At 56.3% G+C, this 15,911-nt stretch carries 11 protein-coding genes; 6 read left to right on the top strand and 5 right to left on the bottom strand.

What is annotated here, in order from left to right:
- Positions 1–2: 2 nt before the first annotated feature.
- A complete protein-coding gene (gene nifJ / locus JEM67_RS14995; RefSeq protein WP_199636001.1) occupies positions 3–3,536 on the bottom strand; it encodes a pyruvate:ferredoxin (flavodoxin) oxidoreductase in 3,534 nt (1,177 codons plus the stop codon).
- A gap of 249 nt (positions 3,537–3,785) precedes the next feature.
- On the opposite strand from nifJ, the gene JEM67_RS14990 reads away from it, so the two are divergent.
- Entirely contained in the window at positions 3,786–4,118 is a 333-nt protein-coding gene (locus JEM67_RS14990; RefSeq protein WP_004945049.1) for an SMR family transporter, read from the top strand.
- A 547-nt stretch (positions 4,119–4,665) separates the two neighbouring features.
- Complete coding sequence (locus JEM67_RS14985) at positions 4,666–4,926, top strand: putative hemolysin (protein WP_013813097.1); 261 nt, start codon at positions 4,666–4,668, stop codon at positions 4,924–4,926.
- Between the two features lie 46 nt (positions 4,927–4,972).
- On the opposite strand, the gene hslJ is transcribed toward JEM67_RS14985, so the two are convergent.
- Together hslJ and JEM67_RS14975 are read right to left on the bottom strand one after the other, a co-directional pair.
- Entirely contained in the window at positions 4,973–5,401 is a 429-nt protein-coding gene (gene hslJ, locus JEM67_RS14980) for a heat shock protein HslJ (protein WP_199636000.1), read from the bottom strand.
- A gap of 20 nt (positions 5,402–5,421) precedes the next feature.
- Positions 5,422–6,414, bottom strand: coding sequence for a 2-hydroxyacid dehydrogenase (locus tag JEM67_RS14975; protein ID WP_199635999.1), 993 nt, complete (start codon positions 6,412–6,414; stop codon positions 5,422–5,424).
- Between the two features lie 474 nt (positions 6,415–6,888).
- On the opposite strand from JEM67_RS14975, the gene JEM67_RS14970 reads away from it, so the two are divergent.
- Genes JEM67_RS14970 through JEM67_RS14960 form a run of 3 tightly spaced genes read left to right on the top strand, consistent with a single transcriptional unit; the run spans position 6,889 to position 10,028 of the window.
- Positions 6,889–9,501 (top strand): YdbH family protein, encoded by a 2,613-nt coding sequence (locus JEM67_RS14970; protein WP_199635998.1) that lies wholly within the window; start codon positions 6,889–6,891, stop codon positions 9,499–9,501.
- Positions 9,498–9,695 (top strand): YnbE family lipoprotein, encoded by a 198-nt coding sequence (locus tag JEM67_RS14965; protein ID WP_004945033.1) that lies wholly within the window; start codon positions 9,498–9,500, stop codon positions 9,693–9,695. The genes JEM67_RS14970 and JEM67_RS14965 overlap by 4 nt, the downstream gene beginning before the upstream one ends.
- A 9-nt stretch (positions 9,696–9,704) precedes the next feature.
- Positions 9,705–10,028 carry a YdbL family protein gene (locus JEM67_RS14960; RefSeq protein ID WP_199635997.1) on the top strand — a complete coding sequence of 108 codons (324 nt, stop codon included), beginning with the start codon at positions 9,705–9,707 and terminating at the stop codon, positions 10,026–10,028.
- A gap of 127 nt (positions 10,029–10,155) precedes the next feature.
- On the opposite strand, the gene azoR is transcribed toward JEM67_RS14960, so the two are convergent.
- Entirely contained in the window at positions 10,156–10,761 is a 606-nt protein-coding gene (gene azoR / locus JEM67_RS14955) for an FMN-dependent NADH-azoreductase (RefSeq protein WP_004945026.1), read from the bottom strand.
- A 269-nt stretch (positions 10,762–11,030) separates the two neighbouring features.
- Here azoR and hrpA point away from each other — a divergent pair, with 269 nt between their 5' ends.
- Positions 11,031–14,918, top strand: a complete 3,888-nt coding sequence (gene hrpA, locus JEM67_RS14950; RefSeq protein ID WP_199635996.1) for an ATP-dependent RNA helicase HrpA — start codon at positions 11,031–11,033, stop codon at positions 14,916–14,918.
- 35 nt (positions 14,919–14,953) lie between these two features.
- Here the strand turns inward: hrpA and JEM67_RS14945 are convergent, their stop codons facing one another.
- Complete coding sequence (locus JEM67_RS14945; protein WP_013813091.1) at positions 14,954–15,775, bottom strand: trypsin-like serine peptidase; 822 nt, start codon at positions 15,773–15,775, stop codon at positions 14,954–14,956.
- Between the last annotated feature and the right edge of the window lie 136 nt (positions 15,776–15,911).

Here is a 15,911-nt window from a genome sequence, read left to right as displayed (position 1 = left end):
GATTACTCGGCGGACGATTGTTCCGTCTTGCCGGCCAACATACTGAGGAAGTCGTACTTCTCTTTCAGCTCTTTCTCGGCGGCCTGGTACAACGCGCTGGCGACCTCAGGCTGCTGCGAGTTCAGGCGGCGGAAGCGCTGTTCTTTCAGCAGGGTTTCGGTCAGCTCGCTGTTTGGCGGTCGAGAGTCCAGCGCCAGCGCGGGTTTGCCTTGGTCGGCGCGGCGCGGATCGAAACGGTACAACGGCCAGAAACCGGTGGCGGTCAACTGTTTCATCTGATCGTGGCTAAGCGCCAGATCGTAACCGTGCTCCTCGCAGGGGCTGTAGGCGATAATCAGTGACGGGCCCGGATAGGCCTCCGCTTCCTGAATGGCCTTCACCGTCTGGTTGAGTTGCGCGCCCAGGGAGATCTGCGCCACATACACGTGGCCATACATCATCATGCTGACGCCCAGATCCTTGCGTGCCTTGCGCTTGCCGTGCTCACCGAACTTGGTGACCGCCCCGAGCGGCGTGGCTTTCGACTGTTGGCCGCCGGTGTTGGAGTAACACTGGGTATCCAGCACCAGCACGTTGACGTTCTCGGTCAGGCTAAGGACGTGGTCCAATCCGCCAAAACCGATATCGTAGGCCCAGCCGTCGCCGCCAATCAGCCAGATGGATTTATCCACCAGATAATCGGCGTCGGTCGCCAACTGGCGGGCGTCGTTACCTTCGATTTGCGTCAGCAAGCCGCGTAATTCAGCGATCTGTTGGCGGCGCGGTTCCGGCGCGATATCGTTCATCTGCAACGCGTTGACCAACGGATCAGGCAGTTGCGGCGCCAGCGTATTCAGCAACCGCAGCACGCGGCTACGGTGCTGATCGACCGTCAACCTGAAGCCCAGACCAAATTCGGCGTTATCTTCGAACAGCGAGTTGGCCCATGCCGGGCCGCGGCCTTCGGCGTTGGTGGTGTAAGGCGTGGTCGGCAGATTGCCGCCGTAAATGGATGAACAGCCGGTGGCGTTGGCAATCAGCAACCGGTCGCCATAGAGCTGGGTCAGCAGCTTGATGTACGGTGTTTCGCCACAGCCGGAACAGGCGCCGGAGTATTCGAACAGCGGCGAGATCAACTGCGAAGTGCGGATGTCGATGCGCTCAATCTGCGCTGGGTCAATCTCCGGCAACTGCAGGAAGAAATCGTAATGCCGTTTTTCCACCTCAAGATTATCGAGGCGCGAAGCCATGTTGATCGCCTTGATGTCCGGGTTCTGGCGGTCTTTCGCCGGGCATACCTCTACGCACAGGTTACAGCCGGTACAATCTTCCGGCGCGACTTGCAGCACATACTTCTGACCGCGCATATCACGCGCTTTGACATCCAGCGACTGCAAGGTGGTGGGGGCGTGCTCCATTGCCTGCGGTTGCACCACTTTGGCGCGGATGGCCGAGTGCGGGCAAGCGGCAACGCAGTGGTTGCACTGGGTGCAGAGATCCGGCTGCCAGAGCGGGATCGTCTCGGCGATATTGCGTTTTTCCCATTGGGTGGTGCCAACCGGCCAGGTGCCGTCCGGCGGGAAGGCCGAGACCGGCAGCGCATCGCCCAGCCCGGCCAGCATCGCGGCGGTAACGGTTTTGACAAAATCGGGGGCGGCATCCGAGACTATCGGCGGGCGCAGCGGGCTGCTGCCGTCGATCGGTTGCAGCGGGATCTCAATCAGCGCATCAAGCGTGGCATCCAGCGCCTGCCAGTTGCGTTCGACGATCTCCTGGCCTTTGTTGCTGTAGCTGCGGGCGATAGCATCCCGCAGTTGCTGTAGCGCCACGTCGCCCGGCAGAATTTGCGTCAGTTGGAAAAACGCCATCTGCATAACGGTATTGATGCGCGCTCCGAGCTGGCACTCGCGCGCCAGTTTTGCCGCGTTGATAATATAGAAACGCGCCTGGCGCTGTTGCAGCACCGCCTGAACCTCCTGCGGCAGCCGTGACCACGCCTCATTGGCCCGGTACGGCGTATTGAGCAAGAAGATGCCGCCGGGTTTCAGCCGTTCCGCCATCTGGTAGGTATCGATAAACTGCAGTTGATGGCAACCGACGAAGTCGGCGCGGCTGACCAGATAGGCCGCATTGATGGGCTGTTCGCTGACGCGCAGGTGAGAAACCGTCAGGCCGCCGGCCTTCTTCGAGTCGTAGACAAAATAGCCTTGCGCGTACATCGGCGTGCTGTTGCCGATGATTTTGATGTTGTTCTTGGTGGCGGATACGGAGCCGTCGCTGCCCAGACCGTAGAACAACGCCTCCAGCGAAGCGCGCGGTGGCAGGGTTTCTTCGCTGAGCGGCAGGGAAAGGCCGGTCACATCGTCGAAAATGCCGACGGTAAAGCGCGGGCGTGGCCTGGCAAGTTGCAGTTCGTTGAATACCGCCAACGCACAGTCCGGCCCGAACTCCTTCGAGGACAAACCGTAACGGCCACCGATCACCATCGGCATGTCCGCGCGTTCGCCACGGCTGAAGGCCTCGGCCAGTGCGGTCATCACATCCAGATACAGCGGTTCCGCCAGCGCACCCGGCTCTTTGGTGCGGTCCAGTACGGCGATTTTTCGGGCACTTTCCGGCAGCACGCTGAGCAGGTGCCGAGCGGAGAAGGGCCTGAACAGCCGTACTTTTAGCACACCGACCTTTTCACCGCGCGTTAACAGGGCGTCAATCACTTCTTCGCAGGTGCCGATAGCGGAACCCATCAGGATCACTACGCGTTCGGCCTGCGGGTGGCCGTAATATTCAAAGGGTTGATATGCCCGCCCGGTGACTTGCGCGAATTTATCCATCGCATCAATCACATGTTGGCAGGCGCTGTCGTACCAGGGATTGGTGGCTTCACGCGACTGGAAATAGGTATCCGGGTTAGCGGAAGTACCGCGCACCACCGGGTGGTCCGGTGACAAAGCGCGGCTGCGGTGGGCGTCAATCGCCTCCTGCGGCAGCATCTGACGCAGGGTCTCGTCGCTCAACGGCACGATTTTGTTGATTTCGTGCGAGGTGCGAAAACCATCGAAAAAATGAATAAACGGCAGGCGGCTGTTGAGGGATGCCGTTTGGGAAATCAACGCAAAGTCTTGCGCTTCCTGGACGCTACTGGCGCACAGCATGGCGCAGCCGGTCTGGCGTATGGCCATTACGTCGGAATGGTCGCCGAAGATCGACAGCGCATGGGTCGCCACGGTACGCGCGGCGACGTGCAGCACAAACGGCGTCAGTTCACCGGCCAGTTTATACAGCGTAGGGATCATCAGCAGCAGGCCCTGCGATGAGGTGAATGAGGTCGACAGAGCGCCGGTTTGCAGCGCACCGTGCACGGTGGCGATGGCTCCGCCTTCGGACTGCATTTCCATCACGCACGGCACGTCTCCCCAGATGTTTGGCCGGCCGTCGCTGGACCAGGCAGCCGCCTGTTCCGCCATGGTTGAACTGGGGGTGATCGGGTAGATGGCGATCACTTCGCTGGTGCGATAGGCGACGGAAGCGACTGCATTATTACCATCTGTAGTAATCATCGACTTTACCTTTCATTGCTCAAAAAGCTGCAAAAGTTGCCTCTCGCAGTAATTAGCAAAGTCTAGCAGAGGGATATATTGGCCCTTTATCGCGTTTGTGTGGCGGGTGAAAAATCAACAGGGCGCGCGCTCGAGGTAATATTTTCGGTAAAAATTGTTTTCAAACGGAGAATTAGCCGGGTGGTTTAACGACAATTTATTCGCGACGCGCCATACTGGTGAACGTGTTCACTTACAGAAGAAAAAACGATGAGCGGATTTATCTATTTGACCATGGCGATTGTTGCGGAAGTGATCGCCACCACCATGTTGAAAGCCTCTGAAGGCTTTACCCGACTGTGGCCATCGCTGGTGGTTGTCGTGGGCTACGCCGTGGCGTTCTGGGGGCTGTCAATGGTGGTAAAAACCATGCCGCTGGGGATAGTCTATGCTATCTGGTCGGGCATGGGCATTGTTCTGGTGTCGATAGCGGCCGTATTTGTCTATCAGCAAAAGCTGGATCTGCCTGCGGTGATCGGCATGGTGTTAATTATTGCCGGCGTACTGGTGATTAATTTACTGTCGAAAACGGCGGCGCATTGATTGTTATTTTAATGTGAAAATAGCCAGCGTGGCATTCAGTGACGCTGGCTGAATCATCCAGGAGTAAATAACGGGAAATAAAGAGTTGTTGTGCCCAGCCAATTTAAAATTAAGGCCAACAAGGCGACAGCCTGAATGTCGCGGATGTATTAACCTGCAACAGGGTGGCCCGCAATATCTCCCGCTCCGGTAGCTAAACATGCGCAGCAACCCAAGAGCCTCCGCCTCGCTCGCCAGCAAGTTTTCAAACTTGGGTTGTCGCTGCCCCCTCGCCATGGCGACGCCTTTGCCTGCAAACCCGCAGTACGTCACCGACCTTAGGTGCCGGGATGGCATCTGAGAGAAAGAAATCCCGTAACGATAATAATGGCGATTTTGTTCAAATAAACGCCAAATAATTGCAGGAATATATTTCCATAATTAATTTATCAGGCTAGATTAAACAGGTTTGCATCAAAGATAACTGAACGTGTCCGCATTTAAAGTGACGCGGGTTATCAGCAATGGCGATTTTACACAGCGCAGTTCCGGGTTCAGGAGTGAAATAATGCAAAAATCAACGTGGCTGCTTGCCGGCGCCGTACTGCTTTTGGCCGCATGTAGCAGCAAGAGTGAAGAACCAGTTCAACAGGGCAACAGCGCAAGAATCAATACGTTACAGACCAGCGCCAACTGCGCCAACGTTGGCGGCGTCACTACCGTGGCTCATAATTTAAACGGTGAGGCGGTAAGAATGTGTCAGATGCCGAACGGTAAGCAGTGTGAGGAATGGGCCCTGGGTAAAGGAGCTTGCTCGACCGCCGGTTAAGATAAGAAAGAACACCAGGCCGATCACACAGCCTGGTGAACAGGGATCACTGCACCCAGTCTCGCAGGGTATATACCAGGACATGGTCGCCGCCGCTCAGCGTTAACTGCTGAGCGTTGAGGCTGATTTTTGCCCCTTTTTCCAGCACTGCGCTGAGGGTCTGATCCCACTGATTGCGTTGCGCATCGGTGCACAGCATCCGCGTTGAGGCCAGGTTTTTCACCGTCAGCACGCCGTTTTGCAACTGACCGCTGCCGAAGAAGCGGTTACACATCGCGCCGGAAACATGCATTTTTTCACCGAACTCAATGCTTGGGGCATTACCGGGCTGCGGCTTCACCGCAACGCCGTCCACGCTTTGCAGCACGAAATTGTGATGTAACAGGTCGTCTTCCGTGATCGCTTTACCGCTCTGGCTCATTCCACACCCCGTTAATAACAGCGCTGCTAACGCCATCGGCAGGCACTTTTTCATGCGTTTCCCTCACTCAAAAATCAGGCGTTAAGCTGATTCGGGCAATTTTCACCGCGATCCAACTGATTGACGTTTTTCAGCGTGGTTTCCGAGATGCTGGTCAGCGCCTCTTCAGTCAGGAAAGCCTGGTGACCGGTGAACAACACATTGTGGCAGGCTGACAGGCGACGGAATACGTCATCCTGAATCACGTCATTGGATTTGTCTTCGAAGAACAAGTCGCGTTCATTTTCATATACGTCCATCCCCAGCGCGCCGATTTTCTGTTGCTTCAGCGCGTCAATTGCCGCTGAGGAGTCAATCAGGCCGCCACGGCTGGTGTTGATGATCATGACACCGTTCTTCATCATCGCAAAAGCGTCGGTATTCAGCAGGTGATGGTTTTCCGGCGTCAGCGGGCAGTGCAGGGTGATCACGTCTGATTGCGCGTACAGCGTTTTCAGATCGACATATTCTGCGCCCAACTCCAGCGCTTGCTCGCTTGGATAGGGATCGTAAGCCAAGAGTTTCATGCCGAACCCTTTCAGGATACGCATGGCTGCCACGCCAATTTTACCGGTGCCGATCACCCCAGCGGTACGATTATGCATATTGAAGCCGATCAGCCCCTCGAGCGAGAAGTTGGCGTCGCGGGTACGTTGGTAGGCGCGGTGGATGCGGCGGTTAAGACACATCATCATCCCTACGGCGTGCTCTGCCACCGCCTCCGGAGAATAAGCCGGTACGCGGACCACTTTGATGCCTAATTCTTTGGCGGCGTCCAGGTCCACATTGTTGAAACCGGCGCAGCGCAGGGCCAGGATTTCAACCCCCAGTGCCGCCAGTTCTTCAAGCACTTCACGGCTACCGTCGTCATTGACGAAAATGCACACCGCTTTGCAACCGGCGGCAGTTTTGGCTGTTTTCTTGCTGAGCAGGAAGTCGAAGAACTCCAGTTCATAGCCAAACTGTTGATTCACCAGTTCGAGATATTTACGGTCATACTGTTTGGTGCTGTATATCGCCAATTTCATCGTGGTTTCTCCCGCGTGATTTTGTGACGAATTTAACAGATTTTAGTAAATTCTACAATTGGTTAGCTTATCTTCGGTATGGGTAAAACGCTTTGTTGAGGGCAGAATTAAGAGTAGCGGAAGGACGTGGGGGGAGGAAAAAAAATCCCCACGGGGGGTGGGGAATGGCTTCTCTAGTACAGTAAGCTCGCGGCTGACTTTTGTTAGAATGCTTGCAAGACTATTAATGAACAACCGTAACTACAATAACAAAAATCTGAAACACATCTTATTCACATGATGAATATGTAACTAAAGTCTACAAGGGTAGCATCGATGACTGGAAAACCGCCTGAGCAGGTGTTACCGGTGCTATCGACTTCACCCTATGTTAAATTCGTGCCATCATTATTGCCAATTCAGGCATAGACTTACCCTTAAATGGCGTTCGATTTGGGGGGATAATGCCTAACTCAGGAATGAAGCAATCATTTAATGACTAAGCGATTGAAAGTATTCATAGGGATTGTGACAGGTATTGTGATCCTGCTGCTGGCGCTGTGGCAAACCCTGCCGCGCTGGCTGCCGCGCGTGCTTGCTCATTGGCTGCCGCAGGGCAGTCAGTTGGTTTTGCAGGGTAAACCGCGGTGGCAGCAGGGTGCCTTGCAACTGGATGGCGCCCGGTTTACCGCGCAGGATTGTTTGCTGGCCGCCGTCGGGCCGACCCGGTTGACTTATCGGCAGGGGCGCTGGCAACTGATCGGCGACAAACTCAGCATTGATAGCGCCTGTTTATCAAAATTACCCTCCGGTGACGCCAACAGCGCTCCTCTGGCACTTGATAAGTTGCAAAAACAGCTGCCTTTGCTGGATGTCACCATCAATGATTTCACGGTAATCCCGTGGCAACACTACGCCGGAAAGCTGCAATTACAAGCTTCTGCTGGCGGCCAGCGCCTGCGCTATCAGGGGAAAAACCTCAGCGTCGAAGCCGTGCTGGATACACATCAGCAACTGACGCTGAACAGCATGACGCTTACCCCGCCCAACAGCCCGAAACCCCTGCATTTGACCGGCAAGATTGCCATTCCGCTGGATTTGGACAGCCTGCCTGCACAGGGCGCGTTGCAGGGCGAGATGCAAACCGGTTATCTCGAGAAACCGTTGCTGCTCGATATGCGCTGGCAGCAGCAGCAAGGCGTGTTGACGCTGACGGAAAAGGGCGACGATAAGCCGCTGGTGACGTTACCCTGGGAAATCACCCCGCAGCAGGTCAGCATCAATCAAGGCGAGTGGCGTTGGCCCTATAGCCAGCAGCCGCTTAACGGCGGGCTGAACGTGGCGCTGCACGACTGGAGCAAGGGGCTTGATGAAACCCAAATCAGCGCTCGTTTGAATGTGATTACCGCCGGCCACAATGGTAAAGGCAATGCGGTGTTGACGCTGGGGCCGGGCAAGGTCGGATTGATCGACAGCGATCTGCGCTTCCAACTGACCGGCCAGGCTAATCTGGCCGATTTTTCCATGACCGCCTCTATTCCCGGCATTCTCAGTGGCACTATCCTTAATCCGACGCTGGTCTTGCAGCCCGGATCGTTGCTGCGTTTATGGGGCAACGCCACGTCGGAAATGAAGCTGGAAGAGGCTCGCCTGCCGCTGGCCGGCGTCAAGGTTACCGCCGGCGGCATTACCGGCCGCCTGCAAGCCATCATCAGCGCCAGCGACAGCTACTGGGGCCGCTTTAAACTGCATCTGGACGGTAAAGCGCAGGAATTTTGGCCGGACCACGGCAACTGGCAATGGCGCTATTGGGGGAAGGGACAGTTACCGCCGTTGCTGGCGGCCTGGGACGTTGCCGGCAGCGGCAGTTGGCAGGACACGACGATTGTTCTCGACCGTCTTTCCACAGGCTTTGACAAGCTGAAGTATGGCCTGGTGACGGTGGATGCGCCGCGTCTCAGCCTGGGGCAGCCACTGCGCTGGCAGCGTGGCGAGCAGAACCCGGCGTTCAATGCCGATATACAACTGGTTGCCGGCAAGGTCAATTTCACGGACGGGGGTCACTTACCCGCACCGGTGCTGGCGTTGCAGCTTAAAGGTACGACGCCGGACAGCTTCCAGTGGCAGGGAAAATTGCAGGCGGAACAGATTGGGCCCATCGCCTTGCATGGCCGTTGGGACGGCGAGCGGCTGCGCGGCGAAGGCTGGTGGCCGAAACAATCGCTGAAAGTATTCCAGCCGTTGATCTCGCCGGATCTCAATATCAAACTGCGCGACGGCGAGTTTTATGCTCAGTCGGCCTTTTCCGCCGCCCGCGTACAGGGATTTGAAGCCGGTGGCCACTGGGTCGTGAACAATGGCGGCATGTGGCTGAAAGACGGTGAGATGAGCGGTCTGGATTTTGTTATGTCCTACCGATTGAAAAATCATTTGTGGCAATTGGGCGCCAAACGGCCGGTGACGCTACGCATCAAGTCATTCAGCAACCTGTTCGAAATGCAGAATATCACGGCCGATCTTCAGGGTTTTTATCCCTACAACGAGCCGGCGCCGTTAACGTTAAGCAATGTCGGCCTGGATGTGCTGAACGGGCATATCAGCCTGTCGGCGTTGCGTATGCCGCAACATGATGCTGCGGTGCTGAAACTGGATAAAGTGGATCTCAGCGCGCTGTTTACCGCCTTGAAGCCAAAACAGTTTGCCATGTCCGGCAAGGTCGACGGTGAGCTGCCTCTGTACCTCAATCACCCCAAATGGCTGGTGCGCAATGGGTGGATCGCCAATGCCGGCATGCTGACACTGCGGTTGGACAAAGACATGGCTGATGCTATCGGCAGCAATAATCTGGCGACCGGCGCGGCGATAGACTGGCTGCGCTACATGGAGATCAACCGTTCGCGGGCCAGTGTCGATCTCGACAATCTGGGCGAACTGACGCTAAAAGCGCACATTGACGGGGTTAACCCGCAAAAAAGTGCCAAACGTGAGATTATCCTGAACTATACCCATCAGGAAAACGTGTTTCAGCTATGGCGCAGTCTGCGCTTTGGCGACAATTTACAGGAGTGGCTTGAGCAGGCCCTCTCAAAATCTGGGGAACAACCATGAAAATCATCAGCGGGCCCTTGCTGGTCGCCGTTCTGGGCACTTCTTTGCTGAGCGGCTGCGTGCCGCGTATTGAGGTCGCGACGCCCAAAGACCCGATTACCATCAATATGAACGTGAAGATCGAACATGAAATACACATCAAGGTGGATAAGGACGTCGATAATCTGCTGAAAACCCAAAGCGGCCTGTTCTAGGAGCCAAAAATGAAAAAACGTTATTTAGGCTTGGTGGGTGTCGCTTGGTTATTCAGCAGTATGGCGATGGCGCTGACGCTTGATGAAGCCAAACAGCAGGGCCGGGTGGGCGAGACGCTCAGCGGCTATATTGCCCCGGTCAAGCAGGACGCCGAAACCCTGGTGCTGGTGAAAAGTATTAACGCCGGGCGTACCGAAAAATATCAGGAAGTGGCGGACGGCAACCATATTGCCATCGATGAAGTGGCGCGCATGGCCGGGCAGAAGCTGGTGACGCGTGCCCCCGCGGGAGAGTACGTGCGTGGCATTAACGGTCAGTGGTTGAAGAAATAAAAAAGCGCGCCGTTTGGCGCGCAGCAGTAATACAAATCTGGAATTTTTATGAGGGTAGTGCAGGTCTGACAGGTATTAACGCAGATCGGTAGGATTCGGCAGGGGCACATTGCCCCTGCGAGAAGCATCAGGCGGCGACAACTTGCGCCAGCACGGCTTTGGCATCGGCCTGTGCTTTGGTTGCAACGTCCGGGCCATAGGCGATGCCTTCGGCGAAGACGAACTCAACGTCGGTGATGCCGATGAAGCCCAGGAACAGACGCAGGTAAGGTTCAACCAGATCGGTTGGCGTGCCTTTATGAATACCGCCGCGGCTGGTAAGGATGATGGCGCGTTTGCCCTTCACCAGACCTTCCGGGCCATTTTCGGTGTAGCGGAAGGTCACGCCGGCACGGGCAATCAGGTCGAAATAGTTTTTCAACTGGGTCGGGATGTTGAAGTTATACATTGGCGCCGCCATAACGATGGTGTCATTGGCTTGCAGCTCGGCAATCAGTTCGTCAGACAGCGCCAGCGCCTCTTGCTGACGTGGGGTCAGTGGCGTATCGGAAGGACGCAGTGCGCCAACAAGTTCACCGTCGAGCACCGGGATTGGCTGTGCGGCCAGATCGCGGACGGTAATGGTGTCGTTGCCGTGGGTGTTGGCCCACTGTTCCACGAAGAAATCGGCCAGTTGGTTAGACTGAGAATAACCCGCCAGGATGCTTGATTTGAGAACCAATACTTTGCTCATCGGTAATTCCTTACGTTATGACAGTGACATCAGGACAACGCGTCCCTTGCATGCAGTACACTCTATTCACATTCTTCCAACAGTGATAGCGCAATATTTCGAGATCTTTGTTCGATTTTATTGAATGACCCAATGCCGCTTAAGCAGATGGATTATGGGGAAAAAGCGGCTTGTGATATTCTGAGCGGCTAAAGCTGAAAACGTGCTTATACATTATTAAACCGTTGCTAAACCTTGATGCGGCAGCGATGAGACAAGGAATACCGAACGTGAAATCTCCGCTCGCGGCATCCTCTGCCCAACTGGGCGAACTGATGCTCCGTGATCAACAACGCCTGCAACGTCGGCTGCAGGGCGCACGAAAAATCAAAAATCCCGATGCTCAGCAGGCGGCCGTCGCTGAAATAGAAAGTGACATTACGGCGGCGTTGCAGAAAGTGCAGGCGCGCGCCGTCTCTTGCCCGAAAATCACCTATCCGGAAAACCTGCCGGTCAGTCAGAAAAAGCAGGATATCCTGAACGCGATCCGTGACCATCAGGTGGTGATAGTCGCCGGGGAAACCGGTTCGGGGAAAACCACCCAGTTGCCGAAGATCTGCCTGGAGTTGGGGCGTGGGGTGAAGGGGCTGATCGGCCATACCCAGCCACGGCGCCTGGCTGCGCGTACTGTAGCAAACCGCATTGCCGATGAGCTGGAAACGCCGCTCGGCGGCAGCGTCGGTTATAAGGTGCGCTTTAACGATCAGGTCGGTGAAAATACGCTGGTCAAGCTGATGACCGACGGTATTCTGCTGGCGGAAATCCAGCAGGACCGGCTGCTGATGCAGTACGACACCCTGATTATCGATGAAGCGCACGAACGCAGCCTGAACATCGACTTTATCCTCGGTTATCTGCGTGAACTGCTGCCGAAACGCCCGGATCTGAAAGTCATCATTACCTCGGCAACCATCGATCCACAGCGGTTTTCGCGCCATTTCAATCACGCGCCGATTATCGAAGTTTCCGGCCGCACTTATCCGGTCGAGGTGCGTTATCGCCCGGTGGTGGATGACGCCGACGATACCGATCGCGATCAACTGCAGGCGATTTTCGACGCGGTGGATGAACTTGGCCGCGAAGGGCCCGGGGATATCCTGATCTTTATGAGCGGCGAGCGTGAAATTCGCGATACCGCCGATGCGTTGAACCGTCTTAGTTTACCGCATACCGAAGTATTGCCGCTGTATGCGCGGCTATCGAACAGCGAACAAAACCGGGTGTTCCAGTCGCATCATGGCCGCCGCATTGTACTGGCGACCAACGTGGCGGAAACCTCGCTGACGGTGCCGGGCATCAAGTATGTCATCGATCCGGGCACCGCACGCATCAGCCGCTACAGTTTCCGTACCAAGGTCCAGCGCCTGCCGATCGAGCCGGTGTCGCAGGCTTCCGCCAACCAGCGTAAGGGCCGCTGTGGCCGCGTGTCAGATGGCATCTGTATTCGCCTGTACTCAGAACAGGATTTCTTGTCACGACCAGAGTTTACCGATCCGGAGATCCTGCGCACCAACCTGGCGTCGGTTATCTTGCAGATGACGTCGCTCGGGCTGGGGGATATCGCCGCATTCCCGTTTGTCGAAGCGCCGGACAAACGCAATATTCTGGACGGTGTGCGTCTTTTGGAGGAGTTGGGAGCGATTAAAACGGCTGAAAACGGCCATTATCAGCTCACCCCGCAGGGCCGCCAACTGGCGCAGTTGCCTATCGACCCGCGCCTGGCGCGCATGGTGCTGGAAGCGCAAAAAAGCGGCAGCGTGCGTGAGGTGATGATCATCACTGCCGCGTTGTCGATCCAGGATCCGCGAGAGCGGCCGATGGACAAGCAGCAGGCGTCTGACGAGAAACACCGCCGCTTCGCTGACAAAGACTCGGACTTCCTGGCCTACGTTAACCTGTGGGACTACCTGAAAGAGCAGCAAAAAGAGCACTCCTCCGGCCAGTTCCGTCGGCTGTGCCGCAATGATTTCCTTAACTACCTGCGGGTGCGCGAATGGCAGGACATCTACACCCAGCTGCGCCAGGTGGTGAAAGAGCTGGGGCTGCCGGTTAACAGCGAGCCTTCCGATTACCGCAGCGTGCATACCGCATTGCTCACCGGGTTGTTGTCGCACATTGGCCAGAAGGATGCCGACAAGCAAGAGTTCACCGGTGCCCGCAATGCCCGGTTCTCGATCTTCCCCGGCTCAGGTTTGTTCAAGAAGCCGCCGAAGTGGACGATGGTGGCCGAACTGGTGGAAACCAGCCGCCTGTGGGGCCGCATCGCTGCGCGTATCGAGCCTGAGTGGATTGAACCGCTGGCCCAGCACCTGGTGAAGCACAGCTACAGCGAACCGCACTGGTCGAAATCCCAGGGCGCGGTGATGGCCAGCGAAAAAGTGACGCTGTTTGGGCTGCCGATTGTCGCCGCGCGACCCGTCAATTACAGCACTATTGATCCCTTACTGTGCCGTGAGCTGTTTATCCGCCATGCGTTGGTGGAAGGCGACTGGCAGACGCGACATGTCTTCTTCAGCGCCAACCTGAAGCTGCGCGCCGAGGTGGAAGAGCTGGAACATAAATCGCGCCGCCGTGACATTCTGGTGGATGACGAGACTTTGTTCAGTTTCTACGACCAGCGCATTCCGAGCGATGTGGTGTCCGGGCGTCATTTTGACAACTGGTGGAAAACCGCCGGTAAACAAAAGCCGGATTTGCTCAGTTTTGAAAAAGAGATGCTGATCAAGGACGGCGCCAACAAGGTCAGCGCGCTGGACTACCCGAATGCCTGGCACCAGGGCAATCTCAAGCTGCGCCTGACTTACCAGTTTGAACCTGGCACCGATGCCGATGGCGTCACGGTTCACATTCCTCTGCCTATTCTCAACCAGATTGAAGATCAGGGCTTTGAATGGCAGATCCCGGGGATTCGCCGTGAGTTGGTGATTGCGCTGATCAAGTCGCTACCGAAACCGGTTCGCCGTAACTTTGTGCCGGCGCCGAACTACGCCGAGGCTTTCCTCGGGCGGGTGACCGCGCTGGAGCTGCCGCTGCTGGATGCGCTGGAGCGTGAATTGCGGCGTATGACTGGCGTGACGGTGTCACGAGACGACTGGCACTGGGATCAGGTACCCGATCATCTTAAAATGACGTTCCGGGTGGTGGGTGAAAATCACAAAACCTTGCTCGAAGGCAAAGATCTGACGGCGCTGAAACTGCAATTGAAGGACAAAGTGCAGGAGACGCTGTCGGCGGTGGCGGATGATGGGCTGGAACAAAGCAATTTGCATATCTGGAGCTTCGGCAAACTGCCCGAGTTTTATGAGCAGAAACGCGGCGGCTACTCGATGAAAGCCTACCCGGCGCTGGTGGATGAAAAAGACAGCGTGGCGATCCGCCTGTTCGACAGCGAGCAAGAGCAGCAACAGGCGATGTGGCAGGGTACGCGGCGCCTGCTGTTGCTGAATATCCCATCGCCAATCAAGTATCTACATGAAAAGCTGCCCAACAAAGCCAAGCTGGGGCTGTATTTTAACCCTTATGGCAAGGTGTTGGATCTGATCGACGATTGTATCTCGTGCGGTATCGACAAGCTGATTGCCGAACATGGCGGGCCGGTATGGCAGGAAGAGAACTTCGCGCGTCTGCAGGAGTTGGTGCGCGGCGAGTTGAATGAAACGGTGGTGGGGGTGGCCAGGCAGGTCGAGCAGATCCTGACCACGGTATTCAACATCAACAAGCGGCTGAAGGGCCGGGTGGACATGTCGTTGGCGCTGGCGCTGTCGGATATCAAAACCCAGCTTGGTGGCCTGATTTATCGCGGGTTCGTCACCAACAACGGCTGGAAGCGCCTGCCGGATACGCTGCGTTATTTGCAGGCGATTGAACGCCGGCTGGAGAAGCTGGCGATTGATCCGCACCGCGATCGCGCGCAGATGCTGCGGGTGGATCAGGTGCAGCAGGCGTGGCAGCAGTGGCTGAACAAGCTGCCGCCGAAACGTCGGCAGGATGACGAGGTGAAAGAAGTGCGCTGGATGATCGAAGAGCTGCGCGTCAGCCTGTTCGCCCAGCAGCTCGGCACGCCTTATCCGATTTCGGACAAACGTATCTTGCAGACTATCGAGCAGCTTTCGGCCTGACTAAGCGAGGGGTTCAGCATGCTGAACCCCCGTTGTTATTTTCCCGCAGCCAGTGCGTCCAGCGCATCGCGTATGCCGGTCACTGCCAACGCGCGGTTATCGGCGCGGTAACGGTCTTTGGCTGCCGGCGCGGAGCTTTGAATGGCGATCAACGACCAACCGTCGTTGGTTTTCAGCAGCAGGGGCGAACCGCTGTCGCCAGGCAGGGTATCGCACTGGTGCGACAGTACCCCCTGTTGCGCCCAACCCGTCACTTTACAGTTCTGGTGGCTGTAGAGATCGTCCAGATGATCTCCCGGGTAACCCGCTTGGGTAATCAGCCGTTTGGACTGTTTCATCGCCAGAGTTAACGCTTTGCTGTCGCCTTGCCACAGAGGCAGAGGTTTAATCGGCAGCGGTTTTTTATCCTTCAGGCGGATCAGCGCAAAGTCATAGGCTGCGGCAGCCGGCGGCACAATCCACCCCTCGCCATCAGGCTTGAGTTTTTTCCCTAACTTGCGGTCGACCAGCGTTTCGATATTGTCGGTCTGGTATTTCCAGCTCTTATTGCCGGCAACAAAGCGCAGGGCGATGGCCTTATCCAATTGGCCTGGCGGCGCCAGTACGCAATGGCCGGCGGTAAGCGCCAGATGGGGGGAAATCAGTGTGGCGGTGCACAAGTTGCCGCTGGCGGTTTCCACCTGGCCAATTGCCTGCCAGGGCCACCCCTCGGTTTCTGTGACTTTTATCCGGTCATCCTTACCAAAAAATAAGCGGGTTTGCTCAGCCGTCGACGCGTCGGATGGGCTGTCGGCCCGGGCTGAGAGGGAGAAAGCGAGCGGGAATGAGCACAGCAACAGCAAAACGGTTATGCGCATAGATCTCTTGCCTGGCAAATACGAATCATCCATAAACACACGGAATGCTAACTATAGACTGATTTAGCTGTTGTGTAGATGGGCAGTGATTGATTTTTCGATAATTTATAACCGGAGAAAATCTGCGGCTACAAAT

The organism is Serratia sp. PAMC26656 (genome assembly GCF_016469055.2).
Lineage (GTDB): Bacteria > Pseudomonadota > Gammaproteobacteria > Enterobacterales > Enterobacteriaceae > Serratia > Serratia plymuthica.
This window is presented reverse-complemented; position numbering and strand designations above follow the sequence as displayed.